Source organism: Erwinia aeris, assembly GCF_041224955.1.
Classification (GTDB): Bacteria; Pseudomonadota; Gammaproteobacteria; order Enterobacterales; family Enterobacteriaceae; genus Erwinia; species Erwinia aeris.
In genome coordinates this window covers 251757-276379 of sequence record NZ_JBGFFX010000001.1, presented here as the reverse complement: position 1 = coordinate 276379, position 24623 = coordinate 251757, and the positions used below count along the sequence as shown (strand labels likewise).

General features: G+C 53.7%; 24 protein-coding genes and 2 tRNA genes. 12 read left to right on the top strand and 14 right to left on the bottom strand.

The genetic code is table 11. The annotated features are described in order from the left end of the window. Positions 1–513: 513 nt before the first annotated feature. On the bottom strand, positions 514–1161 hold the full coding sequence (locus AB6T85_RS01440) for a YchE family NAAT transporter (protein WP_125287744.1): 648 nt from the start codon (positions 1159–1161) through the stop codon (positions 514–516). 457 nt (positions 1162–1618) lie between these two features. Here AB6T85_RS01440 and adhE point away from each other — a divergent pair, with 457 nt between their 5' ends. Beyond that, positions 1619–4294, top strand: a complete 2676-nt coding sequence (gene adhE, locus AB6T85_RS01435) for a bifunctional acetaldehyde-CoA/alcohol dehydrogenase (protein ID WP_253453784.1) — start codon at positions 1619–1621, stop codon at positions 4292–4294. Between the two features lie 120 nt (positions 4295–4414). Here the strand turns inward: adhE and tdk are convergent, their stop codons facing one another. Then, entirely contained in the window at positions 4415–5038 is a 624-nt protein-coding gene (tdk, locus tag AB6T85_RS01430; RefSeq protein WP_253453782.1) for a thymidine kinase, read from the bottom strand. 515 nt (positions 5039–5553) lie between these two features. Here tdk and hns point away from each other — a divergent pair. Next, positions 5554–5961: a histone-like nucleoid-structuring protein H-NS gene (gene hns, locus AB6T85_RS01425; RefSeq protein ID WP_253453780.1), complete on the top strand. Its 408-nt coding sequence runs from the start codon at positions 5554–5556 to the stop codon at positions 5959–5961. A 73-nt stretch (positions 5962–6034) separates the two neighbouring features. Here hns and AB6T85_RS01420 read toward each other — a convergent pair whose 3' ends face one another. The 5 genes from AB6T85_RS01420 to rssA form a co-directional block, all read right to left on the bottom strand. Then, positions 6035–7042 carry an NAD-dependent epimerase gene (locus AB6T85_RS01420; RefSeq protein WP_253453778.1) on the bottom strand — a complete coding sequence of 336 codons (1008 nt, stop codon included), beginning with the start codon at positions 7040–7042 and terminating at the stop codon, positions 6035–6037. A 14-nt stretch (positions 7043–7056) separates the two neighbouring features. Beyond that, on the bottom strand, positions 7057–8397 hold the full coding sequence (locus AB6T85_RS01415) for a UDP-glucose dehydrogenase family protein (protein WP_253453776.1): 1341 nt from the start codon (positions 8395–8397) through the stop codon (positions 7057–7059). A 27-nt stretch (positions 8398–8424) separates the two neighbouring features. Continuing rightward, complete coding sequence (gene galU, locus AB6T85_RS01410) at positions 8425–9333, bottom strand: UTP--glucose-1-phosphate uridylyltransferase GalU (RefSeq protein ID WP_125287750.1); 909 nt, start codon at positions 9331–9333, stop codon at positions 8425–8427. A 194-nt stretch (positions 9334–9527) separates the two neighbouring features. After that, the gene (gene rssB / locus AB6T85_RS01405) at positions 9528–10541 is read right to left on the bottom strand and encodes a two-component system response regulator RssB (protein ID WP_301251621.1); all 1014 of its coding nucleotides are present in this window, start codon (positions 10539–10541) and stop codon (positions 9528–9530) included. 79 nt (positions 10542–10620) lie between these two features. After that, positions 10621–11538 (bottom strand): patatin-like phospholipase RssA, encoded by a 918-nt coding sequence (rssA, locus tag AB6T85_RS01400; RefSeq protein ID WP_369894655.1) that lies wholly within the window; start codon positions 11536–11538, stop codon positions 10621–10623. A 104-nt stretch (positions 11539–11642) separates the two neighbouring features. On the opposite strand from rssA, the gene AB6T85_RS01395 reads away from it, so the two are divergent. From AB6T85_RS01395 to AB6T85_RS01380, 4 genes are all read left to right on the top strand, one after another. After that, a complete protein-coding gene (locus AB6T85_RS01395) occupies positions 11643–12101 on the top strand; it encodes a YchJ family protein (RefSeq protein WP_253453771.1) in 459 nt (152 codons plus the stop codon). Positions 12102–12149: 48 nt separating this feature from the next. After that, positions 12150–12998: a formyltetrahydrofolate deformylase gene (gene purU, locus AB6T85_RS01390; RefSeq protein ID WP_125287754.1), complete on the top strand. Its 849-nt coding sequence runs from the start codon at positions 12150–12152 to the stop codon at positions 12996–12998. Between the two features lie 146 nt (positions 12999–13144). Next, positions 13145–13229, top strand: a tRNA-Tyr gene (locus AB6T85_RS01385). Between the two features lie 208 nt (positions 13230–13437). Further along, positions 13438–13522 (top strand) — tRNA-Tyr (locus AB6T85_RS01380). A gap of 257 nt (positions 13523–13779) precedes the next feature. Here the strand turns inward: AB6T85_RS01380 and AB6T85_RS01375 are convergent. Then, a complete protein-coding gene (locus AB6T85_RS01375) occupies positions 13780–14085 on the bottom strand; it encodes a type II toxin-antitoxin system RelE/ParE family toxin (protein WP_369894654.1) in 306 nt (101 codons plus the stop codon). Further along, on the bottom strand, positions 14085–14339 hold the full coding sequence (locus tag AB6T85_RS01370) for a type II toxin-antitoxin system Phd/YefM family antitoxin (protein WP_253453767.1): 255 nt from the start codon (positions 14337–14339) through the stop codon (positions 14085–14087). Before AB6T85_RS01370 ends, AB6T85_RS01375 begins: the two co-directional genes overlap by 1 nt. 209 nt (positions 14340–14548) lie before the next feature. Between AB6T85_RS01370 and xthA the strand changes: the two genes are divergently transcribed. Both xthA and AB6T85_RS01360 read left to right on the top strand, forming a co-directional pair. Next, positions 14549–15355: an exodeoxyribonuclease III gene (xthA, locus tag AB6T85_RS01365; protein WP_253453765.1), complete on the top strand. Its 807-nt coding sequence runs from the start codon at positions 14549–14551 to the stop codon at positions 15353–15355. Next, positions 15355–15753, top strand: coding sequence for a pyrimidine (deoxy)nucleoside triphosphate diphosphatase (locus tag AB6T85_RS01360; protein ID WP_253453763.1), 399 nt, complete (start codon positions 15355–15357; stop codon positions 15751–15753). The genes xthA and AB6T85_RS01360 overlap by 1 nt, the downstream gene beginning before the upstream one ends. Here the strand turns inward: AB6T85_RS01360 and AB6T85_RS01355 are convergent. The 3 genes from AB6T85_RS01355 to AB6T85_RS01345 all read right to left on the bottom strand — a co-directional run bounded on the left by AB6T85_RS01355 (position 15746) and on the right by AB6T85_RS01345 (position 18692). Further along, on the bottom strand, positions 15746–16009 hold the full coding sequence (locus AB6T85_RS01355) for a YnjH family protein (RefSeq protein WP_369894824.1): 264 nt from the start codon (positions 16007–16009) through the stop codon (positions 15746–15748). The two genes, AB6T85_RS01360 and AB6T85_RS01355, sit on opposite strands and share 8 nt — an antisense overlap. Positions 16010–16075: 66 nt before the next feature. Further along, the gene (locus AB6T85_RS01350; RefSeq protein ID WP_253453760.1) at positions 16076–17992 is read right to left on the bottom strand and encodes a DNA topoisomerase III; all 1917 of its coding nucleotides are present in this window, start codon (positions 17990–17992) and stop codon (positions 16076–16078) included. 148 nt (positions 17993–18140) lie between these two features. Then, positions 18141–18692, bottom strand: a complete 552-nt coding sequence (locus tag AB6T85_RS01345) for an NAD(P)H nitroreductase (RefSeq protein WP_301252746.1) — start codon at positions 18690–18692, stop codon at positions 18141–18143. Positions 18693–18873: 181 nt separating this feature from the next. Between AB6T85_RS01345 and sppA the strand changes: the two genes are divergently transcribed. From sppA to pncA, 3 genes are all read left to right on the top strand, one after another. Beyond that, complete coding sequence (gene sppA, locus AB6T85_RS01340) at positions 18874–20730, top strand: signal peptide peptidase SppA (protein WP_253453755.1); 1857 nt, start codon at positions 18874–18876, stop codon at positions 20728–20730. An 81-nt stretch (positions 20731–20811) separates the two neighbouring features. Then, positions 20812–21831, top strand: a complete 1020-nt coding sequence (ansA, locus tag AB6T85_RS01335; protein ID WP_253453753.1) for an asparaginase — start codon at positions 20812–20814, stop codon at positions 21829–21831. Positions 21832–21838: 7 nt separating this feature from the next. After that, entirely contained in the window at positions 21839–22447 is a 609-nt protein-coding gene (gene pncA / locus AB6T85_RS01330; RefSeq protein ID WP_253453750.1) for a bifunctional nicotinamidase/pyrazinamidase, read from the top strand. Between the two features lie 123 nt (positions 22448–22570). Here the strand turns inward: pncA and AB6T85_RS01325 are convergent, their stop codons facing one another. Both AB6T85_RS01325 and msrB read right to left on the bottom strand, forming a co-directional pair. Continuing rightward, positions 22571–22846, bottom strand: coding sequence for a YeaC family protein (locus tag AB6T85_RS01325; RefSeq protein WP_253453748.1), 276 nt, complete (start codon positions 22844–22846; stop codon positions 22571–22573). 5 nt (positions 22847–22851) lie between these two features. Then, positions 22852–23256 (bottom strand): peptide-methionine (R)-S-oxide reductase MsrB, encoded by a 405-nt coding sequence (gene msrB, locus AB6T85_RS01320; RefSeq protein WP_125287764.1) that lies wholly within the window; start codon positions 23254–23256, stop codon positions 22852–22854. Between the two features lie 335 nt (positions 23257–23591). On the opposite strand from msrB, the gene gapA reads away from it, so the two are divergent. Continuing rightward, the gene (gapA, locus tag AB6T85_RS01315) at positions 23592–24587 is read left to right on the top strand and encodes a glyceraldehyde-3-phosphate dehydrogenase (protein ID WP_199746355.1); all 996 of its coding nucleotides are present in this window, start codon (positions 23592–23594) and stop codon (positions 24585–24587) included. Positions 24588–24623: the final 36 nt, after the last annotated feature.

Below are 24623 nucleotides of genomic sequence, written 5' to 3'. Positions count from 1 at the left end.
GCTGCAGCAAAACCTATCAGATGCCGACTTTTCGCGCCAAGGTAAAATAACGAAAATGTTAACCAATTCGCTTTTATTACGCAGAAGTTAACGAATACATAACTTATTTTGAACAAAAAACAAAAGGTAACCCTTTGATTTGGAAATAATTTCTTTAAAAATCCGCTATTTCTTGCCGTTATTTGTATGTTGCAGCAGAGATGAGGCTTTAACCCCTATTTCACAGCATAAAATAATAGATGAAACCTTTATCATGACATTTACTGTGTGATGCACGCATCATAACAGCGATAAAATTTGTTATTGAAATAACATTTTCTGATGAGCTTCTGAAAAAAGGTTATTTTTCAGTAATTACATTAATAATCTGCGCAGCTGGTTAAGCCAGAAGAATACTCGCACCAAAAAAGGGCAGCGCGGCACTCTTTTGCACAATTTTGGGGCGCCATTTTATTGCATCGGTGAATTAAGCGCAGATTATGCCTCTACAGGCCCGTTTTATAGTGAGGAGTTTTATCCCACCAGCCCCGGAAACAGCGCCCTGACGCCGGTGACGATAAATTCGATACCCAACGCCATCAGCAACAGCCCCATAATACGGGTGATAACGTTGATTCCTGTCTGCCCCAGCGCCCTGACCATCAGCGGTGCCGCGCGAAACAGCAGCCAGCAGCAGACGGCGAAAAGCGCAATCGCCACGCTAAAGCCAAGCAGGTTTACCCAGCTGTGATAGCGGGTGCTCCAGACAATGGTCGAGCTGATGGCGCCAGGCCCCGCCATTAAAGGCAGCGCCAGCGGCACTACGCCCACGCTTTCGCGCACGGCGGTTTCTGTTTTTTCCTGCTTGTTCTGTTTATCCTCGCCCAGCTTGCCGCTGATCATCGACATCGCGATAGTCACCACCAGTATTCCGCCCGCAATGCGGAAAGAATCAATCGAGATACCGAAGAGATGCAGAATGGCGTCGCCTAAAAACAGCGAGGTCCAGAGAATAATGGCGACGGAAAGGCTGGCCGTCAGGTTGGTTTTGTTACGGGCTGCCGGCAGCTGATAGCTGGTCATACTGATAAAGACGGGAATAATGCCGACCGGGTTTACCAGCGCAAAAAGCCCGACGAAAAATTTTATATAGCCTGAAAGATCGAGGATGGTCGGGTTCACGCTTTACTCCAGTAAGGGGGATGTCGCTTAACGCGTCGGTCAAGCCCGGGCTGCCGTAGATTTGCTCTCTCCGACAGCTGTTTAAGCAGTTAATTACTCTAATAATTCATATATTAGCAAACTATAGCGCTAATAATTTAGCCTGTTCGGCAAATGTAGCCTATTGAAAATTCAGGTAACAGGCCGTAAGGCCGGTGCTGAAAGGTGTCAGCATGAATGCTTCTTGATCTACATCAAAATCATCGGCCAGACCTGTGCGTACTATTGTACTCAGTAAACGGAATTACCCGCAGATTCACCGCCTGTAACGGTAATGATGCGTAGACTCTTTTAGTAAACCTGTAGAACCTGGAAACCAAAAAGCCAGCACGTTTCGGTAACAACCAGGCGCCCTTGTCTATAATTGACAGTTCTGACTTGTTTACTAACAGAGTTTAACTTTCATCAGGAGAGCATTATGACCGTTACTAACGTTGCTGAGCTTAACGCACTGGTCGAACGTGTAAAGAAAGCCCAGCGAGAGTACGCGAATTTCACTCAGGAACAGGTCGACAAGATTTTCCGCGCTGCCGCTCTGGCTGCTGCCGACGCCCGCATTCCTCTGGCTAAAATGGCCGTAGCGGAATCCGGAATGGGGATTGTTGAAGATAAAGTCATCAAAAACCATTTTGCCTCTGAATATATCTATAACGCTTATAAAGATGAGAAAACCTGCGGTATTCTCGACACTGATGACACCTTCGGCACCATCACTATCGCCGAACCTACCGGCCTGATCTGCGGCATTGTACCCACCACTAACCCAACGTCCACCGCTATTTTTAAAGCGCTGATTAGCCTTAAAACCCGCAACGGTATTATCTTTTCTCCGCACCCGCGCGCTAAAGACGCCACCAACAAAGCGGCGGACATCGTGCTGCAGGCAGCTATTGCCGCCGGTGCACCAAAAGATATTATCGGCTGGATTGACGCGCCTTCCGTGGAGCTTTCCAATCAGCTGATGCACCATCCGGATATTAACCTGATCCTTGCGACCGGCGGGCCAGGCATGGTGAAAGCGGCCTATAGCTCCGGTAAACCGGCTATCGGCGTCGGTGCCGGTAATACTCCGGTCGTGATTGACGAGACGGCGGATATCAAACGCGCCGTAGCTTCCATCCTGATGTCTAAAACCTTCGATAACGGCGTAATCTGCGCCTCTGAACAATCTGTTATCGTGGTGGATTCCGCCTACGACGCCGTACGCGAACGCTTCGCCAGCCACGGCGGCTATCTGCTGCAGGGCAAAGAGCTGAAAGCGGTACAGGATATCATCCTGAAAAACGGCGGTCTGAACGCGGCGATTGTGGGCCAGCCAGCGGTGAAAATTGCCGAAATGGCAGGTATCAGCGTACCGCCCAGCACCAAGATCCTGATTGGCGAAGTGAAGCTGGTCGATGAGTCCGAACCTTTCGCGCATGAAAAACTTTCCCCTACGCTTGCCATGTACCGTGCAAAAGATTTTGAAGACGCGGTCAGCAAAGCGGAGAAACTGGTGGCGATGGGCGGTATCGGTCACACCTCCTGCCTGTACACCGATCAGGATAACGAGCGTGAGCGCGTTAACTACTTCGGCGACAGAATGAAAACCGCGCGTATTCTGATTAATACCCCGGCTTCGCAGGGCGGCATCGGCGACCTGTATAACTTTAAACTTGCTCCGTCACTGACGCTCGGCTGCGGCTCCTGGGGCGGCAACTCTATCTCCGAGAACGTAGGACCTAAACATCTGATCAACAAGAAAACCGTGGCCAAGCGAGCAGAAAATATGTTGTGGCATAAACTTCCTAAGTCTATCTACTTCCGCCGCGGTTCTCTGCCTATCGCCATGGAAGAAGTGGCGACCGACGGTGCCAAACGCGCCTTTATCGTTACCGACCGTTACCTGTTTAACAACGGCTATGCGGATCAGGTGGTATCGGTATTGAAATCTCACGGCCTTGAAACCGAAGTGTTCTTTGAAGTCGAAGCGGATCCGACGCTGAGCATCGTGCGTAAGGGCGCGGAGCAGATGAACTCCTTCAAACCGGACGTGATTATTGCTCTCGGCGGCGGTTCGCCAATGGATGCGGCAAAAATTATGTGGGTGATGTACGAGCATCCTGAAACCCATTTCGAAGAGCTGGCGCTGCGCTTTATGGATATCCGTAAACGTATCTATAAGTTCCCGAAAATGGGCGTGAAGGCGAAGATGATTGCCATTACCACTACGTCCGGCACCGGTTCAGAAGTTACGCCTTTTGCGGTGGTGACCGATGACGCGACCGGCCAGAAATATCCGCTGGCTGACTATGCGCTGACGCCGGATATGGCTATCGTTGACGCCAACCTGGTGATGAACATGCCGAAGTCGCTGTGTGCTTTTGGCGGTCTGGATGCCGTGACCCACGCGCTGGAAGCCTATGTTTCCGTGCTTGCTAACGAATATTCCGACGGCCAGGCGCTCCAGGCGCTGAAGCTGCTGCAGGAAAATTTACCGGCGAGCTATCGTGACGGCGCGAAAAACCCTGTTGCTCGTGAGCGCGTCCATAACGCCGCGACCATCGCCGGTATCGCTTTTGCCAACGCCTTCCTGGGCGTCTGCCACTCCATGGCGCACAAGTTAGGCTCTGAGTTCCATATTCCACACGGTCTGGCTAACGCCCTGCTGATCAGCAACGTTATCCGCTACAACGCTAACGATAACCCAACCAAGCAGACGGCGTTCAGCCAGTACGATCGTCCGCAGGCTCGCCGCCGCTATGCTGAAATAGCCGACCATTTGCGTCTTAGCGCGCCTGGCGACCGCACCGCGCAGAAAATTGAAAAACTGCTTGCGTGGCTCGAAGGAATGAAAGCGGAACTGGGTATTCCTAAATCGATTCGCGAGGCTGGCGTACAGGAAGCGGACTTCCTGGCAAAAGTGGATAAGCTGGCGGAAGATGCCTTTGACGATCAGTGTACCGGTGCTAACCCGCGCTATCCGCTGATCGCCGAGCTGAAGCAAATTATGATGGATACCTTCTACGGTCGTGAATACGTAGAGCCTTTCGATTCCGTAGCCGAAGCCCTGGTGGCGCAGCCGGTCGAAATGCGCAAGAAAGTGAAAAAATAATCTAACCTGACTGAAACCCGCCGCAAGGCGGGTTTTTTTTATCCTTAAGCCGGGCTAATCATCCTGCGCACATCAGGCGTTAAGAACCGCTCTGGTTTTGTCGCATCGCCTTTCCCCTTTTCAGGCTGGCTTGCGGCCTTTTTCCCCGTAAACCGCCTCCAGCGAGTGCTGCTCAAGCGCCGCCTTATAATGCTTACGGCAGACCGAGACGTAGCGCTCGTTGCCGCCGATCACTACCTGCTCGCCCTCATCGTAAGGCTCGCCGTTTTCATCGACTCTTAATACCATTCCCGCTTTTCTTCCGCAGTGGCAAACTGTTTTCAGCTCGACAAGCTTGTCGGCCCAGGCAAGAAGATAGTGGCTGCCGCTAAATAACTCCCCGCGAAAATCGGTTCGCAAACCATAACAGAGAACCGGGATATCCAGATTATCCACCACGTCAGATAACGCTTTTACCTGCTCTCTGGTCAGAAATTGCGATTCATCTATCAGCACGCAGTGAACCGGTTCCATTTGCTGTTCTGCTTTTATCTCATCAAAAAGTGCCGTGTCGTTATTATACAATTTTGCTGGAGAAGAAAGGCCAATACGCGAACTCACTTTGCCCAATCCAAAACGATTATCAATTTCTGCTGTATAGACCAGCGTGCGCATCCCGCGCTCATGATAGTTATATGAGGACTGCAATAGCGCAGTCGATTTACCTGCATTCATTACGGAATAATAAAAATAAAGCTGAGCCATCTGGCCTTGCTCCGAATTAAAGTTTAACGGGTTAAGATTATTGTATCACACTCATCAAAGACCAGGATGACCCTGCGGCGCGCCTTTTTCGTGCAGTATTGCGTAGCCGCTGGCGTAAAGACTGTACTAATGGACAGGCGAAATCGCCGGCCCCTTTTCGCAACGGGTTTTACCGCGGCTATTTTTATCGCATTTAACGATTAAAAAAAGGATTGTGATCTTGCTATTATTCACTGCGTTTTCTGTGGGTTAGCTTTGAACACCATTTAGCAAAACAAGCCTGAAACTTTGATTATAATTCCAGGCGTTGGGGTAAGCTGAAGTGGTTATCTGTTGCAACAATCAATCTTTTATTCATCTTAAGCCTATTTATCCAGGGCTTAATAAGGGAGTGTCAGCGTCGAAAGATAAACACATTTCTTTCCCTTACAAAATTAGCTATTGCAGTTCATTATGACGCACTCTATTATTATCAGGCAGAACATTCCCCCATTATAATTTTTGAGATTAGAACAATGAGCGAAGCACTTAAAATTTTGAACAACATCCGTACTCTGCGTGCACAGGCCAGAGAATGCTCGCTGGAAACTTTAGAAGAGATGCTGGAGAAGCTGGAAGTTGTTGTGCACGAACGCCGTGATGAAGAGAGCCACGCTCAGGCTGAAATCGAAGAGCGTACCCGTAAACTGCAGCAATATCGTGAAATGCTGATTGCCGACGGCATCGATCCTAATGAACTGCTTGCTACGCAGAACGCTGCAAAAAGCGTGGGTAAAGCCAAGCGCGCTGCCCGTCCTGCCAAGTATAAATATGTGGATGAAAATGGCGAAACGAAAACCTGGACCGGCCAGGGTCGTACGCCAGCCGTAATCAAAAAAGCTATCGAAGAACAGGGTAAAAAACTCGAAGATTTCATGCTGTAAATTTCTTCAGCGGATGAATTTTCATCCGGGCTACATAAAAAAAGGAAGCCGAAGCTTCCTTTTTTTATTACCGTTATACCTGATAGAAAGTGCGATACCAGTTAACAAATCGACTTACGCCTTCCTCTACACCAGTCTGTGGCTTAAATCCAATCGCCTTATAAAGCGCCGTGGTATCCGCGCTGGTCTCCAGCACGTCGCCTGGCTGCATAGGCAGCATGTTTTTCTCGGCGGTCATGCCTAACGCTTTCTCCAGCGCCTCGATATAAGCCATTAACGTCACCGGGCTGCTGTTGCCGATATTATAGACGCGATACGGCGCCGAACTGGTCGCCGGGCTGCCGCTTTCTACTGTCCAGCTGGCGTCTGGCTGAGGAATAACGTCCTGCAGACGTACGATGGCCTCGGCAATATCGTCGATATAGGTGAAGTCGCGGCGCATCTGGCCATTGTTATATACGTCAATCTTTTCACCCGCAATCATGGCGCGGGTAAACTTAAACAAGGCCATATCAGGGCGTCCCCACGGGCCGTAGACGGTGAAAAACCGCAGGCCAGTAGTTGGGATGCCATAAAGATGAGAATAGGTATGAGACATCAGCTCATTGGCTTTTTTAGTCGCCGCATACAGGGAAACCGGATGGTCTACCGTATCGTCGGTTGAGAACGGCATTTTGCGGTTCAGGCCATATACGGAGCTGGAAGAAGCATAAAGCAGATGACCGACTTTATTATGGCGGCATCCTTCCAGAATATTTAAATGTCCGATGAGATTGGCATCGGCATAGGCCAGCGGGTTTTCCAGCGAATAACGAACGCCTGCCTGCGCGGCCAGGTGAATAACGCGGTCAAAACCTTCGGCGGCAAAAAGCGCGGCCATCCCTTCCCTGTCGGCAAGGTCAAGCTCAATAAAAGTGAAGTTTGAAAAAGGTTTGAGTAAATCCAGGCGGGCGAGTTTGAGTTTTACATCATAATAGTCATTCAGGTTGTCGAGACCGACAACCTGGTGACCGGCGCCTGACAGGCGTTGTGCGACATGAAAACCGATAAAGCCTGCTGCGCCGGTAACCAGATATTTCATACTTCCCTCGTTAATTATGCAATTTGGATAGAAGCTCCGCGGCCGATTGCATAATAAACGAAACCGCGTTTGCTGACTCTTTCTGGATCATACAGGTTACGACCATCAAAAATCACGGGTTCTTTCAGCGCATTTTTAATGACATCAAAATCCGGCGCGCGGAAGTTTTGCCATTCGGTGCAGATAACCAGGCCATCTGCGCCCTGCAATGCCGCTTCTTTGGTGCCCATCAGCTTAAGATCGCTGCGGTGACCATAGATGCGCTGCGCTTCGTCCATCGCTTCCGGATCGAAAGCCTGAACGGAAGCCCCGGCCTGCCACAGTGCTTCCATCAGCACGCGGCTTGACGCTTCACGCATATCGTCGGTGTTTGGCTTAAAGGAGAGTCCCCACAGCGCAAAGGTTTTGCCCTGAAGGTTGTCGCCAAAGTGACGCTTGATAAAGTCCGGCAGCTTGTGCTTCTGCGAGTCGTTAACGTCTTCCACAGCCTGCAGCAGACGCGGCTTATAGCCAATCTGCTCGGCGGTGCGGATCAGCGCCTGCACGTCTTTCGGGAAGCAGGAGCCGCCGTAGCCACAGCCAGGGTAAATAAAGGAGTAACCGATACGGGAATCGGAACCAATACCCTGACGCACTTTCTCGACGTCCGCACCCAGGCGTTCAGCCAGGTTGGAGATCTCGTTCATAAAGCTGATTTTTGTTGCCAGCATGCAGTTAGCCGCATACTTGGTCAGCTCGGCGCTGCGGATATCCATCAGGATCATGCGATCGTGATTGCGGTTGAATGGCTCATACAGCTCGCGCAGCAGGTCTACTACCGCTTCGTTGTCGGTACCTACCACAATACGCTCAGGACGCATACAGTCGTTGACCGCCGCACCTTCCTTCAGGAATTCCGGGTTAGATACCACATCGAAAGCGATCTCTTTGCCACGCGCCTTCAGCGTTTCTTCCATCACGCCGCGCACGCGGTCAGCCGTTCCTACCGGTACGGTTGACTTGTCGATAACCACTTTATGATCGTTCATATGTTGGGCAATCGTACGCGCTACCGCGGTGACATATTTCAGATCCGCAGAGCCATCCTCATCCGGAGGCGTGCCCACAGCGATAAACTGCATAATGCCGTGGTTAACACCCTCTTCCGCATTGGTGGAGAACTTAAGGCGACCGGCCTCATAGTTCTGCATCACCAGCGGCGTCAGGCCTGGTTCAAAAATTGGAATGATCCCTTTCTTCAGATTCTCGACTTTGTTTGCGTCGACATCGATACAAAGAACGTCATGTCCGACTTCGGCCAAAACCGCAGCCTGAACCAGACCCACATAGCCGATACCAAATACGGTGACTTTCATTGAATTGTCCCGGTTAAAAAATTAATCTTATTTCTCGTTGCCAACGGTGCTTTCAAGCCATGCTTTGAAATCTGCACCCAGCGTATTATGACGCACGCCGTATTCGACGAATGCCTGCATGTAGCCCAGTTTGTTACCGCAGTCGTGGCTGATGCCTTTCAGGTGGTAAGCTTCAACGGTTTCTTTGTCCATCAGCATAGCGATAGAGTCAGTCAGCTGGATTTCATCACCTGCGCCCGGAGGCGTTTTCGCCAGCAGAGGCCAGATATCCGCAGACAGCACGTAACGACCCACAACCGCCAGGTTAGATGGCGCTTTATCTGCTTTAGGCTTCTCTACCACACCGACCATCGGCGCGCTTTCGCCCGCTTTCAGCTCTGCGCCCTGGCAGTCAACCACGCCGTATGCGGTCACGTCTTCTACAGGCTCTACCATGATCTGGCTGTGGCCGGTTTCATCGAAGCGACGCATCATGTCGGCCAGGTTGTCCTGAGCCAGGTTAGATTCGTACTCGTCGATGATAACGTCAGGCAGGATAACCGCTACCGGCTCGTTACCGACAACCGGATAAGCGCACATTACCGCGTGGCCCAGGCCTTTCGCCAGACCCTGACGTACCTGCATGATGGTCACGTGAGGCGGGCAGATAGACTGGATTTCTTCCAGCAGCTGACGCTTAACGCGTTTTTCCAGCATCGCTTCCAGCTCAAAGCTGGTATCAAAATGGTTTTCGATAGAGTTTTTAGATGAGTGCGTTACCAGCACGATCTCGGTGATACCAGCAGCGATACACTCGTTAACGACATACTGAATTAACGGCTTATCAACCAGCGGCAGCATCTCTTTAGGAATTGCTTTGGTGGCAGGTAACATACGGGTTCCCAGACCAGCAACAGGGATAACCGCTTTTTTTACTTTGGACTTATAGGCAGACATCTAAGTACCTCTCTTTAGGCCGTTCAAGTTATTACTTGATATGTCGAGTTAAAAAACGAAGTGAGTATATCAGCTGAACCCGGATGGATTTATCCTGGTTCATTCATTTCCACGCAATTTAAGACTATTACCTAAGTGTAAAGCTTATCGCTGGTCCTGTCCCTGGCACGCAGCGATAAAAAGGAAAGGGACGTTTAATCGGTGGACAACATCAGGCGCAGCCTGCCGCCGGCGCCCCACACCTGACACTGCCAGGCATCGCAGCGCTGGCTGATTTGATTAAGATGCGTACTGCCCAGCGTGCCAAGCGGAACGCCATTACTCAGCTGTATTTGATGAGAATGAATATTCAGAGTGGCGTTTAAACCAGCAGAAACCAGGATAAGGTTTTTTAATCCCTGGTGATAATAGCCGACCAGCAATGGAAATTGCCCCTGAAGGTTGGCCTGGCGTAAAAGTAAATTAACCTGTTTCAGCAAACTATTTAGCTCGGGCAGACGTTGCGCCTGACCCGAAAGCTGATCCTGAAGCAGGCCGTTAAATAATGCCCTTAATAATAACGCGGCCAATACGCCGTTATCGCCCGCGCGCGTAACGTCCAGACAATAAAAAGCCAGGTCTTTATCAGAAAGCGCCGCGACGTCGAGCACCAGGCCCGGCTGTTCCGCCATCGTCAGCTGACGATAGTTAATGCGGCAGTTAGCGATTTCCTGCTGTACCGGCGGCTGCAGCTGCTTTAACAACTTTGCCGCCGCCTGGGGATCGCGCACCAGGGCGTCCCAGTCCTGAAAGAGCTGCTCGTCCTCTTCGACTTTGGAAGTAAACATAGAGGGATAGAGGCATTCGTAAACCGCCTCGCGCAGCCTTTCCAGATCTTTTAACGGCTTCAGCAGCACATCCTGCACGCCAAGGCGCAGTACGTGTGCGATATCAGACATGTTTTCAGTGGCGGAAATCACCAGGATCGGCACGGGGTTGCCCCGGGTCCGCAGATGTTCAACCAGCTTGATACCGTTCATGCGCGGCATAGCCAGGTCGCATATCATCAGGTCAAAGACCTGGTGCTGCATACTTTCCAGAGCCTGAACGCCATCATCGGCAAGCGAGGTAGTGGCGCCCAGCGCGCTCAGAAAATTATCCAGCAGAGAACGGAAAACCACTTCGTCTTCAACTATCAGGATCTGTTTTCCGCTTAATGGCTTCTCCATTGTCCCCCCTTGTGCGCCAGATAAGTCAATAGTGGCTCAAAAACCACAATTGCGCCTCTCAGATTTGCCCGAAGTCTGTTCATTTCTCTTCCGGCATTGCGTACTGACGGACCAGCGGAAGCAATTCATCCATCTTTTTCTCTACGGCAAGCCTGCCCGCCTCAATGGCCTCTTCCGCCCGATGAAAATCCAGGGTGGAAATCTGCGGGCAGAAAGGCTGTATCAGCACATCCGGCGGATCGCCGGCCATCCGGTTGCGCTTGACTCTGTTTTCGAGCACCTGAATCGAGGTAGTCATAATTTCCATCGCTCCCGGCGTTTGATTAACTTTTTTCTGGGCTAGCTCGCTCAGTTTTTGTCGCAGCTTGCCGCGCCAGCCATCGGCAGCAGCGGGCAGCTTCACGGTTTGTGGCGTAACGGAGAGTAAGTTTTGCTGCATCAGATGCGCGTCGTGCTGTAAATCGACGGCGATAACGATATCGGCGCCCAGCGCACGGGTTAAAGAAATGGGCACGGGATTGACGACGGCACCGTCCACCAGCCAGTAGCCGTTCCAGGCGACCGGCGAAAGCAGACCCGGCATACTGCATGAGGCGCGAATGGCCTGATGAAGATCCCCTTCCGTCAGCCAGAGTTCGCGTCCGGTACTGAGATTGGTGGTGACGGCGCCAAACGGCAGGCTGCAAGCCTCAATATGCGTATGCGGCAGCAGGCGACGTACATGGCTGAACACGCGCTCGCCGCGCAGCAGGCCGCCTCGCCGCCAGGAGAAGTCCATCAGGCGAAGCACTTCCCAATAGCTGAAACCCTGCACCCAACCGGCGAGAAGAGGAAGACGTTGACTGGCATAAGCGGCGCCGACAAGCGCTCCCACGGAGCAACCTGCCACCACATCAATCCTGATGCCGGCTCGTTCCAGCGCCTCAATCACGCCGATATGAGCCCACCCTTTGGCTGCACCCGATCCCAGTGCCAGCCCAATCTTAACCTGTCTCATTCCACCTCTGGTGTTTGCTTAACGAACCAATGGCGCCACTCACACAGCTCGGTTACCATGACGCCCAAAACTCACTCTGCTTTTTATTATCCTCTGGAGACAACGTGTCTGAATCCTGCCCATGCTGTAGCGGATTGGAGTATAGCTTATGTTGCCAGCCCTGGCTCAATGGTGACGGCATTCCCCCTACGCCGCAAGCATTGATGCGCTCGCGCTATACCGCTTACGCCAAAGGCGATGCCGATTACCTGATTGCCACCTGGCATCCTGACTGCGATGCCGCGCGCTTCCGCGAGAGCCTGGAAGAGAGCTTTGCCGTGACCAGATGGCTTAGTTTACATATAGTTGAGGCACAAGCACCAGGGGATAATGCAGAAGGCTACGTCACCTTCTTCGCCCGTTTCTCTGAAAATCAGCGCAACAGCTTTATTCATGAGCGTTCGCGCTTTCTTCGTCTGGCGCAACGCTGGTATTATGTTGACGGAACCTTCCCCGAAACAGGGCGAAACGACCGATGCCCGTGCGGCTCCGGAAAAAAATTTAAAAAATGTTGTGGCCAGTAATGGTCCCCCGCATTCCCTCAGAATTGCTTTGACAGGATTACCATCGCAATGCAAGCGCAAACACTACAACGAAAAGTTTTACGAACCATTTGCCCTGATGCCAAAGGCCTGATCGCCAAAATTACCAGCATTTGTTACCAGCACGAGCTGAACATCGTGCAGAACAATGAGTTTGTTGATCATCGCACCGGCCGCTTTTTTATGCGCACCGAGCTGGAAGGCGTTTTTAACGATGCCACACTGCTGGCCGAGCTGGACAACGCCCTGCCTGCCGGATCGTTCAGAGAGCTGAACGCTGCGGGCCGTCGCCGCGTGGTGATCCTGGTGACGAAAGAAGCGCATTGCCTGGGCGATCTGTTAATGAAGAGCACCTATGGCGGTCTGGATGTTGAAATCGCGGCGGTTATCGGCAACCACGAAACGCTGCGGACGCTGGTCGAACGCTTTGATATTCCGTTTATTCTGGTGAGCCATGAAGGCCTGACGCGGGAAGATCACGACAATAACATGGCGGCGGAGATTGACCGTTTCCAGCCTGATTATGTGGTGCTGGCCAAGTATATGCGCGTGCTGACGCCTGCTTTTGTGCAGCGCTATCCTAATCAGATCATCAATATCCACCACTCGTTCCTGCCTGCCTTTATCGGCGCGCGGCCTTATCATCAGGCCTACGAGCGTGGTGTGAAGATTATCGGGGCTACCGCGCACTACGTTAATGACAATCTGGACGAAGGCCCGATTATCATGCAGGACGTCATCCATGTGGATCACACCTACACGGCGGAAGATATGATGCGTGCGGGACGTGACGTAGAGAAAAATGTGCTGAGCCGCGCGCTTTATCAAGTGCTGGCGCAGCGCGTATTTGTCTACGGCAATCGCACTATCATTCTGTAAAGGTTAAAGACTGCTGTTTTGTCGGACAAAGCAGCAGTCAGAATAAAAAAGCGGCAAACGCGTTATAATCGCTGAATCCGGGCTTTACAGCGGGCCAGCATTTGATATGATGCGCCCCGCTTCAGCAAGCAGGAAGCAAGGCCAGTGGTGGGGTTCCCGAGCGGCCAAAGGGAGCAGACTGTAAATCTGCCGTCATCGACTTCGAAGGTTCGAATCCTTCCCCCACCACCATTTCCAACTTATGTTGGTTCGGCGTTTAAGCACGCTCTGTCATATTCCCCATGGGGAAGGATGAGAAGCTTCGACCTCGAAGGTTTGACCCGAAGGGCACGGAACGCAGTGACGTGAATTCTTCCTGCACAGCAGCACAAGTTAGTTTGCACCATTTCCAACTTATGTTGGTTCGGCGTTTAAAGCCAACAAGTAGTACGCTTCCCCTGGTGGGGTTCCCGAGCGGCCAAAGGGAGCAGACTGTAAATCTGCCGTCATCGACTTCGAAGGTTCGAATCCTTCCCCCACCACCATTTCAAACCTCTTTGAATCCCAATGTTTAAGCACATTCTTCCAGATCCCCCACGGGGAAGGATGAGAAGCTTCGACCTCGAAGGTTTGACCCGCAGGACACGGAATGCAGTGACGTGAATCCTTCCCGCACGATGCTATCCTCAGCACCACCATTTCAGACCTCTTTGAATCCCAATGTTTAAACACACTCTTCCAGATCCCCCACAGGGAAGGATGAGAAGCTTCGGCCTAATCCTGTAAAGATGTATCAATAAAGTCACGGCGCGCGTTTTTTAAATGCCTTTGGCAAGCGGGATTGATGAAGAATGCCGACCACGGTCACCCCTTCAGGATTCGGCACGAAAAAGATATAGTGCCCCTCATAAGGCCAGCTACGCACTCCGGGCCAGGTATTATCACTGGCGTCTTCGCCAATGCCGGGATTATCCGCAAGCCTTTGTATAGCAAGACGCATCCCTGTCAAATACGCCTTTGCAGTTTCACGGTTCCAGGTCTCCATTGAATAAGCTTTAATCTCTTCCACGTCCTGCTTTGCATCATCCGTAAGCGTATACTTTCCCATTACAAATCCTTCATGAGCTCATCAAATACGGCTTCGCCATCCTGAACCTGGCCGGCTTCCATCTGCGCAATCGAATGGGCCAACCTTGTGCGTAAGGCTTCCAGTTTCAGCTGTTCGATGACCTCATAATCTGCGGCAGAAACAACAACAACGGCAGGACGACCGTTACGGGTTATGCTGACTGGCTCGCGCTGTGCTTTGGTCATCAAATCACCAAACTGCGTTTTAGCCTGATTGGCGGTAAAACTTAACATAGACGTTCCTCATGGGATAAATGGTGCGGATCGAACGATTCGAGTGAAGATAGAATAACCGAAAACACGACGCCACTCTTTTTTTTGACAAACTCGCCTCTGCTCTGAAGATAAGCCTGTCTGTCGATAGAGTAAAAGCGCGTTAATGACAGCCCGCGCCCGATTCTGCTACCATCCGCACATCTTTTTTCCCGCCACCGGGTGCAGTTATGAAATTCGTCTCTTTTAATATCAACGGGCTGCGCGCCCGCCCTCATCAGCTTGCCGCGCTCGTCGAGCAGCATCAGCCGGACGTCATCGGGCTACAGGAAACCAAAGTCCACGATGACATGTTTCCGCTCGAAGAAGTCGCCAGCCTGGGCTACAACGTGTTTTACCACGGACAGAAAGGCCACTACGGCGTCGCGCTGCTGACTAAAAGCGAGCCGGTAGCGGTACGTCGCGGTTTTCCCGGTGACGATGAGGATGCGCAGCGCCGCCTGATTATGGCGGATATCGCCAGCCCAATCGGCAATATTACCGTGATCAACGGCTACTTCCCTCAGGGCGAGAGCCGCGATCATGCGACAAAATTCCCGGCAAAAGAGAAGTTTTACCGCGATCTGCAAAGCTATCTGGAGCAGGAGCACCAGCCCGGTAATCCTGTACTGATTATGGGCGATATGAATATCAGCACGACCGATCTGGATATTGGTATCGGCGAAGAGAGCCGCAAGCGCTGGCTGCGCACCGGCAAATGTTCCTTCCTGCCGGAAGAGCGGGAATGGATGGATCGCCTGCTGAACTGGGGCCTGGTCGATACCTGGCGCGCGCAGAATTCTGACATCAACGATCGCTTCTCGTGGTTCGATTACCGTTCTAAGGGCTTCGATGACAACCGGGGCCTGCGTATCGATCTGCTGCTGGCAAGCCAGCCGCTGGCCGAGCGCTGCGTAGCAACCGGCATTGATTACGATATCCGCAGCATGGAAAAGCCTTCCGACCACGCGCCCGTCTGGGCCGAATTCCGCTTCTGATGGCGGCTGAACGGCTTGACGTAGTGGCCGCGCTGATTGTACGTCAGGGGAAAATTTTGCTGGCGCAGCGCGGCCCGCATGGCGATCAGGCCGGCCTGTGGGAGTTTCCGGGCGGCAAAGTGGAGGCAGGCGAAAGCCAGCCTCAGGCGCTGCAAAGGGAACTGAAAGAGGAGCTGGGCATTGAGGCCGCTATCGGTGGCTATATCGCCAGCGAAAGCCGGGAAGTCAGCGGGCGGCAGATCCATCTGCACGCCTGGCTGGTAGAAGCCTTTACCGGTGAACCCGGGCTTAACTGTCATCAGGCGCTCGCCTGGTGTTTGCCGCAGGAAGCAATGCGTTACGAGCTGGCGCCAGCGGATATTCCCTTGCTGGCCGCCTGGCTCGCACAGATTACTTAATGGTCTGCCAAATCAGATTATTGGTGCCGTAAGATTTTTCATCGCGGCTGCACTGCAACAGCACGCCTTCCATCTTCACTACCGAGCCTTCCGTATAGCTGCGATTTTGATAGGTACAGCAGCGCAGGCACGGCGGCTGATTGTTCTGCCCCTGCGTCCACGCTTCCGGCGGCATATCCACCATCACATCGGCATTGACGCCGCCGCCCTGCGGCGGTTCCTGCTCATAATCGCCGTGGCCGGTGCTGAGATGCATGCCGCCTGCCGCATACAGCGGAGCACAAAACAGCAGCGCGACCGTGACTAAAATGCTTTTCATCGCTTAATTCCCCTTCGCTTTCGCCGCCTTACGCTGCGGCTTTTTACGGTTACCCGCCGGTGATGGAAGGCCACGGAACGCGTGCGCAGCGGGCTGCTGTCGCGCCTGATCGATCAGAGTATAGAGCGTCCCCACCAGCGGCTGCATAAAGTCCTGGTAGCGACACTGCTTCTCACTGATTTTGGTCAGCGTGGATTCCCACTGGGCGGTCATATCCGGACGCGCCGCCATTTCCGGCAGCGAGTGGATCAGCGCGCGCCCGGCGGGAGTCGCATTGATGTAACGCCCTTTCTTAATCAGGAAAGCGCGTTTAAACAGCAGTTCGATAATCCCGGCGCGCGTCGCCTCTGTTCCTAAACCATCGGTCGCACGCAGCACTTTCTTTAGATCTTTATCCTGAACAAATCGCGCAATGCCGGTCATGGCCGATAACAGCGTGGCATCGGTAAAGGCACGAGGCGGCTGAGTCTGCTTGCTGACCACCTCTCCGCTTTCGCACAATAGCTCATCGCCTTTCGCCACTACGGGCAGCGGCGTGCCGTCGTTTTCCTCGTCCCGCTCTTTGCTGCCCAGCAGCGCGCGCCAGCCCGCTTCGGCAAGAAAGCGCGCTTTAGCGATAAATTTCCCGCCCGCGATGTCCAGCTCGATCACGCATTTACGGTAAATGGCATCGGGACAGAACTGCATCAGATACTGCGTGGCGATCAGGCGATAAATATTCGCTTCGTTTTCCGTCAGCCTCACCTGCCCGCTGCGCGCCGTAGGAATAATAGCGTGGTGCGCATCCACCTTCTTATCATCCCAGCAGCGGTTGCGGCGATCGCTGTCAAAATCGGCTGGCGGCGTGAGTTCTGGCTGATGCGCATTGATGGCGTTGAGCACAGCATGCCTGCCGGCAAAATGCTCATCGGGCAGATAGCGGCTGTCCGAACGCGGATAGGTGATGAGCTTATGCGTTTCATAAAGTTTCTGACAGGTATCCAGCACCGTTTGCGCGCTCAGGCCAAAGCGCCTGGCCGCTTCTATCTGTAAAGAAGAAAGCGAGAAAGGCAGCGGCGCGGTGTCGTTCTCGCGCTTGTCGTTATAGCTGGTCACGTGCGCTGGCTGGCCGCCGATACGCGCGACTACGTGCTCGGCGAGCTGGCGATTAAGCAACCGTCCTTCTTCATCCTGATGCGGCTCGCAGGCTTCGCTCGGCTGCCAGGTAGCGACAAAGCGCTCATCCTTCGGCGTGACGATATGCGCCTTTACCTCAAAGAAATCTTTCGGCACGAAATTCTCGATCTCTTCATCGCGCCGTACCACCAGCCCAAGCACCGGCGTCTGCACGCGCCCGACCGACAGCACGCCATCGTAACCGGCATTACGGCCCAGCAGCGTATAGGCGCGGGTCATATTGATGCCGTAAAGCCAGTCCGCCCGCGCCCGCGCCAGCGCCGATACGCACAGAGGGATAAATTCGCGGTTCTCCCGCAGACGATCTATCGCCCTTGAAACAGCCTGTGGGTTCAGATCGTTGATCAGGCAGCGCTGTACCCGCTCGCGCTTCTGCGGCGGCAGCGCCAGATAGTCCAGTACTTCGTCCACCAGCAGCTGCCCTTCTCTGTCCGGGTCGCCCGCGTGTACCACGTCGCTGGCTTTCTCCAACAGCGTTTTAATGACGTTAAGCTGCTTTGCTACGGAAGGACGCGGCTGGAGGCGCCATTTTTCCGGCACGATAGGCAGGTCGGCCAGCGACCAGCGCGCATAGCGGCTATCGTAGCTGTCGGGCTGCGCCTGCTCCAGCAGGTGACCGACGCACCAGGTCACTACATCATCGCTGCCGCAGGCGATATAGCCGTCGCCCCGACGATGCGGCTTGGGTAGAACGTCCGCAATCGCGCGAGCGAGGCTGGGTTTTTCGGCAATAAACAAACGCATCCGGCGATGGCTTCCTTCAGGGGATAACAGTGGGTAGATGGTAGCGTTTTCAACAGACGGTGATAAGCGTTTCACCGTCCGTTCGCTTATTATCCCGGCAAAATGACGGTCAGGCGACTATTCTGCCTTTTTTGAAGGTGACAATCTGTCAGAAATAGCTGACAAAAGGCGTTGTATCGGGCGGAACAAGCGTGGTGGAGGATTTCAACTGCGGCGTGCCTAAATAAAGAAAGCCGACGATGGCGTCCTGCTCGCGGCAGTTAAACGCCTCGCGCACGGCCTGATGCTCGGTCCAGGCGCCGCTGCGCCAGATGCCGTTAAAACCTTGCGCCACGGCCGCCATCTGCATCGCCATCACCGCGCAGCCGGCGGACACCACCTGTTCCCAACGCGGCACCTTATGGTGCTCTTCACAATGGGCCACCACGGTGATAATCATCGGCGCGCGAAACGGCGACTGCTTAGCCTTCTCAATCGCTTTCGGCTCCATATTGTCGTCACGCGCGGCTTTTTCCAGCAGCTGGCTGAAGCGGTCGCGTCCTTCGTTCTCTACAACAATAAAACGCCACGGTTGCAGCGTGCCGTGATCGGGCGCGCGCATCCCGGCGCGGATGATATTTTCCAGCGCTTCTCCGGCGGGCGCAGGTTCGCTTAAACGTGAGGCGGAACGACGGTTGACTACCAGATCCAGTGCGTCCATAACTTACTCCTGATAAGAATGCTGAGCAGCTGAAGCTAGCACAGGATGATGATTTGTTACAGCATTCCGCTTTTTCCTGCTGACAAGTTTGCCCCTGCTCTTTAGGATGTCACCATCCCGACCCGGCACGGGCTGGTTTCCGTCGATTTTCCGGGTTTATTATCGCGATTATGGAGAGACTATGCGCACTTTGTGGCGAGCGATCGCTGGCGTTTTTAAATGGGCCTGGCGCCTGCTGAATTTTATTCGGGAATTTATTCTTAATCTTTTCCTGGTGCTGCTGATTTTGATCTGCGCCGTGGTCTATTTTCAGTTCACCAAATCTTCCGCGCCTGTGGAAACGCAGAAAGGCGCGCTGGTGGTCGACCTTGCCGGTGTGATTGTCGACAAGCCTTCGGTCAGCAATAAGCTCAGCAAGATTGGCCGCCAGCTGCTTGGCACCAGCAGCGATCGGCTGAAAGAGAATTCGCTGTTTGACGTCGTGGACGCGATTCGCCAGGCGAAAAGCGATGCCAATATTACCGGCATGGTGCTCGATCTGCGCGATTTCGCCGGGGCCGATCAGCCCTCGCTGAGCTATATGGGCAAAGCGCTGCGCGAATTCCGCGACAGCGGCAAACAGATTTACGCCACGGGCGACAGCTACAGCCAGGCGCAATACTACCTCGCCAGCTTCGCCAATAAGATCTATCTGTCGCCGCAGGGCACGGTCGATTTACACGGTTTCGCCACCAACGGGCTTTACTACAAAACGCTGCTGGACAAGCTGAAGGTCAGCTCGCATGTTTTCCGCGTCGGCACCTATAAGTCGGCGGTAGAGCCTTTCCTACGCGATGATATGTCGCCTGCCGCGCGTGATGCGGACAGCCGCTGGATTGGCGAGCTGTGGCAAAACTATCTTAATACTGTCGCTGCCAATCGCCAGGTAACGCCGCAGCAGCTGTTCCCGGGCGCACAGGGCGTGCTTGATGGCCTGCAGAAAGTAGGCGGCGATACCGCGCGCTATGCAAAAGATAACAAACTGGTGGATGAACTGGCTTCTCGTTCAGTCGTGGATGCGCAGCTGGGCAAAGTTTTCGGCTGGGACAAGCAGGCGCAGGACTTTAACGGCACCAGCATCTACGATTACCCGCTGAAGGACAAACCGGTGGCCAACGGCAATATTGCCGTCATCATGGCTAACGGCGCGATCATGGACGGCGAGGAAACGCCGGGCAACGTCGGCGGCGATACCACCGCGCTGGCTATTCGCAAGGCGCGCCTGGATGACAAGGTCAAGGCGATTATTCTGCGCGTCAACAGCCCTGGCGGCAGCGTCAGCGCGTCTGAAACCATTCGTGAGGAGCTGGCGGCGGCCAAAGCGGCAGGCAAGCCGGTCGTGGTGTCGATGGGCGGTATGGCGGCTTCCGGCGGCTACTGGATCTCTACGCCGGCGAATTACATTATTGCCAGCCCGAGCACGCTGACCGGCTCTATCGGTATCTTCGGGGTGATCAATACGGTTGAAAACTCGCTGGATGCGATTGGCGTCCATACCGACGGCGTGGCGACTTCGCCGCTGGCGGACGTGACGACGACCAAAGCGCTGCCGCCGGAAGTGCAGCAGCTGATGCAGCTGAGCATTGAAAACGGCTATAAAAACTTCCTGGGTCTGGTAGCCAGTTCGCGGGGCAAAACGCCGGAGCAGATCGATCAAATCGCTCAGGGCCACGTCTGGACAGGCAGCGACGCCAAAAGCAATGGCCTGGTCGACGCGCTGGGCGACTTCGACGACGCGGTGGCGAAGGCGGCGGAGCTGGCGCATCTCAAGCAATACCAGCTGAACTGGTATCAGGATGAGCCTGGCTTTATGGATCTGCTGTTCAGCCAGATGGACGCTTCCGCACGTGCGGCGCTGCCCGAGGCGCTGCAAGCGTATCTGCCTGCGCCAATGTATGACGTAATGGCCGCGATGAAAAATCAGCCGGGCCTGCTCGACAACCTGAACGACCCGCAGAATCGCTATGCGTTCTGCCTGACCTGTAGCCAGGTCAAATAAGCCGAAAGCAGCCCGCTGGTCGGGCTGCTTTTCCCGGTTTTTCCCCTTATACTGCCCTCTTTTTCAAGCCTGAGTAATCACATGCAAAAAAAATCCATCTATGTAGCCTATACCGGCGGCACCATCGGGATGCAGCGTTCCGAGCATGGCTATGTGCCCGTTTCTGGTCATCTGCAAAATCAGCTGGCGAAGATGCCGGAATTCCATCGTGCCGAAATGCCGGATTTTACTATTCACGAGTACCAGCCGCTGATCGACTCTTCCGATATGACGCCGCAGGACTGGCAAACGATTGCGGATGATATTCAGGCTAATTATGACAACTACGACGGTTTCGTGATCCTGCACGGCACCGATACCATGGCATTTACCGCCTCCGCGCTCTCTTTTATGCTGGAAAACCTGGCCAAGCCGGTAATTGTGACAGGGTCACAGATCCCACTGGCGGAGCTGCGTTCCGACGGTCAGCAAAACCTGCTTAATTCGCTGTTTGTCGCGGCTAACTATCCCATTAATGAAGTCGCCCTTTTCTTCAATAATCAGCTTTATCGCGGTAACCGCACCACTAAAGCCCATGCCGACGGCTTTAACGCTTTCGCCTCGCCTAACCTGGCGCCGCTACTGGAAGCGGGTATCCATATTCGTCGTCTGAACACGCCTCCGGCTCCTGGCGGCCAGGGACCGCTCATTGTGCGCTCAATTACGCCTCAGCCTGTCGGCGTCGTCACGATCTATCCGGGAATTTCTGCCGACGTGGTGAGCAACTTCCTGCGCCAGCCGGTAAAAGCGCTGATCCTGCGCTCCTACGGGGTTGGCAACGCGCCGCAGAATCCGGCTTTCCTGAAAGAGCTGCAAGAAGCTTCCGATCGCGGCATTGTCGTGGTGAACCTGACGCAATGTATGTCCGGCAAGGTAAACATGGGCGGCTATGCGACGGGGAACGCGCTGGCGCTGGCGGGCGTGGTAAGCGGCTACGATATGACCGTGGAGGCAACGCTGACCAAGCTGCACTTCCTGCTCAGCCAGAACCTTTCCAGCGATGAAGTTCGCCAGCAAATGCAGGTGAATTTGCGCGGTGAGCTGACTCCTGACGAAAAGTGAGATAAGCATGAACCAGGCCCTGATCCTGATCGATCTGCAAAATGATTTTTGCCCCGGCGGCGCGCTGGCCGTGAAGGACGGCGACAGCACCCTTGCCGTCGCTAACCAATATGCGGCAGAATTTCATCGGCTTCAGCGGCCGGTGGTGGCAACGCTGGACTGGCATCCGGCTAACCACGGCAGCTTTGCGTCAGTGTCGGGGCAGTCGGTGGGCACGCTGGGCGAACTGGACGGCCTGCCGCAAATAGGGTGGCCGGATCATTGCGTGCAGCATAGCGCAGGCGCAGAGCTGCACCCTGAGCTGGATCGGCGCTATCTGACCACACAGATTTATAAAGGCGAGCAGCCGCTTATCGACAGCTATAGCGCATTTTTCGATAACGGCCACCGCAACAAAACAAGGCTGGATAGCTGGCTGAAAAGTCGGGGCGTCACCAGCCTGACGATGATGGGCCTGGCGACGGACTACTGTGTAAAATACAGCGTGCTGGACGCGCTGGCGCTCGGTTATCAGGTTCAGGTCGTCGCCGCAGGCTGTCGGGGCGTAAACCTGTCACCGCAGGACAGTGAAATCGCGCTGGCAGAAATGGCGGCTAAAGGCGCAGTCATTATTTAAACCGCGCCGCAGACGCTGCCTCGTTCGGCGTCGCATCCATGCAGCTTTTAGTCACCATGCTAAGAGGGCCTGCTCGCCCGGTTCTCAATACGTAGCCGGGCTTTATCACGATATCAAACGATGTTAGTGCAGCCTGATAGGCGTGATGTCGTCGTCGATGCCAAATTCCTCTTTCAGCTGTTTCTTGCTTTTGGTCACCATTTCGCCGCCCTTGCCCACGCTCATATGCTGCGGCTCGTCGTTGTGACGCGCCTGCCATAGCATCACTAGCTGCAGGCTATTCTCTTTCTGCTCCGGAGTCAGGGCCACGCCGTCGGCCCATTTACCGGTTTCTACCGCCGTAGCCAGACGCTGATAAACCTCGGGCGTCATGGCAGCAATGATCTCATCCAGCTCCATAACGTCTATCCTTTAATCTGAGTGCCATCTTCATCGGTGAAACTTAATGAAGCGGAGTTGACGCAGTAGCGCTCGCCTGTCGGCTGAGGGCCGTCGGGAAAAACGTGCCCCAGATGGGCATCGCAGGTACCGCAACGGATCTCGATTCGCTGCATCCCGTGCGAGTCATCTTCCAGATAGCGGATGGCGTCATCGCTGTAGGGCTGATAAAAACTCGGCCAGCCGCAGCCGGAATCATACTTGGTGCCGGACAGAAACAGCGGCGAGTTGCAAACGAGGCAGTGATAAATCCCTTCGTGCTTGTTATGCAGCAGCTTGCCGGAGTACGGCGGCTCTGTCCCGCGCTGCTGAGTGACGTAGCGCTGCATTTCGTTTAGATCGGTTTCAGGTTTCAGTGGGCGTTCGGCCATATCAGGTATCTCTGGCAAAGTGGTCTGAAGATTTCTACATTCTAACAAATGCATAACAACGTCAGGGGATTTTTCATGCTCAGGCGGAGTCTGAAAGTAAGCAGGCAATGAAATTGTGACCTGGATCACCCTTTAAAATCCCGACCCCTTTATATTCGGGCCGAATGCCCCAAACTAAAGGTAAGACGCTCGTCGCGGAAGGCGTTTTCAGGCGATTATTCCTGCTCCAGGGTTTGATTTGTCGCAACTATTGAAGCGATTCCGCTTGACGCCTGATAAGGTTTTTGTAATTTTACAGCCAACCTTTTATTCACTAACAACAGCTGGTGGAATATATGACTATCAAAGTAGGTATCAACGGTTTTGGCCGCATCGGTCGCATCGTTTTCCGTGCTGCTCAGCAGCGTTCTGACGTAGAAATCGTTGCAATCAACGATCTGCTGGACGCCGAGTACATGGCTTACATGCTGAAGTATGACTCTACTCACGGTCGTTTCGACGGCACCGTAGAAGTTAAAGATGGCCATCTGGTTGTTAACGGCAAAACCATCCGTGTTACCGCTGAAAGAGATCCAGCTAACCTGAAGTGGGACGAAGTCGGTGTTGACGTGGTTGCCGAAGCAACAGGTATCTTCCTGACCGACGAAACCGCTCGTAAACACATCCAGGCTGGCGCGAAGAAAGTTGTTCTGACCGGTCCTTCCAAAGATGACACCCCAATGTTCGTTATGGGTGTTAACCACAAGGCGTATGCTGGCCAGGAAATCGTGTCTAACGCATCCTGCACCACCAACTGCCTGGCACCGCTGGCAAAAGTTATCAACGACAAGTTCGGCATCGTTGAAGCGCTGATGACCACCGTTCACGCTACCACCGCTACCCAGAAAACCGTTGACGGCCCGTCTCACAAAGACTGGCGCGGCGGCCGTGGCGCATCTCAGAACATCATCCCATCTTCTACCGGCGCAGCTAAAGCGGTAGGTAAAGTGATCCCTGAGCTGAACGGCAAACTGACCGGTATGGCTTTCCGCGTACCTACTCCTAACGTTTCCGTGGTTGACCTGACCGCGCGTCTGGCTAAGCCTGCTTCTTACAAAGAAATTTGTGAAGCTATCAAGGCAGCGGCTGAAGGCGAGCTGAAAGGCATCCTGGGCTATACCGAAGACGAAGTGGTTTCTACCGATTTCAACGGCGAAACCCTGACTTCCGTATTCGATGCTAAAGCCGGTATCGCACTGAGCGACACCTTTGTTAAGCTGGTTTCCTGGTACGATAACGAAACCGGTTACTCTAACAAGGTTTTGGATCTGATCGCACATATCGCAAAATAATCGCGATTAGCTGATTCTGAGGGCGACTGCGGTCGC

What these genes read in the sequence shown, in the direction of transcription:
- adhE (WP_253453784.1), top strand. Translation starts at nt 1,619, where the DNA reads ATGACCGTTACTAACGTTGCTGAGCTTAACGCACTGGTCGAACGTGTA.
- tdk (WP_253453782.1), bottom strand. Translation starts at nt 5,038, where the DNA reads ATGGCTCAGCTTTATTTTTATTATTCCGTAATGAATGCAGGTAAATCG.
- hns (WP_253453780.1), top strand. Translation starts at nt 5,554, where the DNA reads ATGAGCGAAGCACTTAAAATTTTGAACAACATCCGTACTCTGCGTGCA.
- AB6T85_RS01420 (WP_253453778.1), bottom strand. Translation starts at nt 7,042, where the DNA reads ATGAAATATCTGGTTACCGGCGCAGCAGGCTTTATCGGTTTTCATGTC.
- AB6T85_RS01415 (WP_253453776.1), bottom strand. Translation starts at nt 8,397, where the DNA reads ATGAAAGTCACCGTATTTGGTATCGGCTATGTGGGTCTGGTTCAGGCT.
- galU (WP_125287750.1), bottom strand. Translation starts at nt 9,333, where the DNA reads ATGTCTGCCTATAAGTCCAAAGTAAAAAAAGCGGTTATCCCTGTTGCT.
- rssB (WP_301251621.1), bottom strand. Translation starts at nt 10,541, where the DNA reads ATGGAGAAGCCATTAAGCGGAAAACAGATCCTGATAGTTGAAGACGAA.
- rssA (WP_369894655.1), bottom strand. Translation starts at nt 11,538, where the DNA reads ATGAGACAGGTTAAGATTGGGCTGGCACTGGGATCGGGTGCAGCCAAA.
- purU (WP_125287754.1), top strand. Translation starts at nt 12,150, where the DNA reads ATGCAAGCGCAAACACTACAACGAAAAGTTTTACGAACCATTTGCCCT.
- AB6T85_RS01375 (WP_369894654.1), bottom strand. Translation starts at nt 14,085, where the DNA reads ATGGGAAAGTATACGCTTACGGATGATGCAAAGCAGGACGTGGAAGAG.
- AB6T85_RS01370 (WP_253453767.1), bottom strand. Translation starts at nt 14,339, where the DNA reads ATGTTAAGTTTTACCGCCAATCAGGCTAAAACGCAGTTTGGTGATTTG.
- xthA (WP_253453765.1), top strand. Translation starts at nt 14,549, where the DNA reads ATGAAATTCGTCTCTTTTAATATCAACGGGCTGCGCGCCCGCCCTCAT.
- AB6T85_RS01360 (WP_253453763.1), top strand. Translation starts at nt 15,355, where the DNA reads ATGGCGGCTGAACGGCTTGACGTAGTGGCCGCGCTGATTGTACGTCAG.
- AB6T85_RS01355 (WP_369894824.1), bottom strand. Translation starts at nt 16,009, where the DNA reads ATGCATCTCAGCACCGGCCACGGCGATTATGAGCAGGAACCGCCGCAG.
- AB6T85_RS01350 (WP_253453760.1), bottom strand. Translation starts at nt 17,992, where the DNA reads ATGCGTTTGTTTATTGCCGAAAAACCCAGCCTCGCTCGCGCGATTGCG.
- AB6T85_RS01345 (WP_301252746.1), bottom strand. Translation starts at nt 18,692, where the DNA reads ATGGACGCACTGGATCTGGTAGTCAACCGTCGTTCCGCCTCACGTTTA.
- sppA (WP_253453755.1), top strand. Translation starts at nt 18,874, where the DNA reads ATGCGCACTTTGTGGCGAGCGATCGCTGGCGTTTTTAAATGGGCCTGG.
- ansA (WP_253453753.1), top strand. Translation starts at nt 20,812, where the DNA reads ATGCAAAAAAAATCCATCTATGTAGCCTATACCGGCGGCACCATCGGG.
- pncA (WP_253453750.1), top strand. Translation starts at nt 21,839, where the DNA reads ATGAACCAGGCCCTGATCCTGATCGATCTGCAAAATGATTTTTGCCCC.
- AB6T85_RS01325 (WP_253453748.1), bottom strand. Translation starts at nt 22,846, where the DNA reads ATGGAGCTGGATGAGATCATTGCTGCCATGACGCCCGAGGTTTATCAG.
- msrB (WP_125287764.1), bottom strand. Translation starts at nt 23,256, where the DNA reads ATGGCCGAACGCCCACTGAAACCTGAAACCGATCTAAACGAAATGCAG.
- gapA (WP_199746355.1), top strand. Translation starts at nt 23,592, where the DNA reads ATGACTATCAAAGTAGGTATCAACGGTTTTGGCCGCATCGGTCGCATC.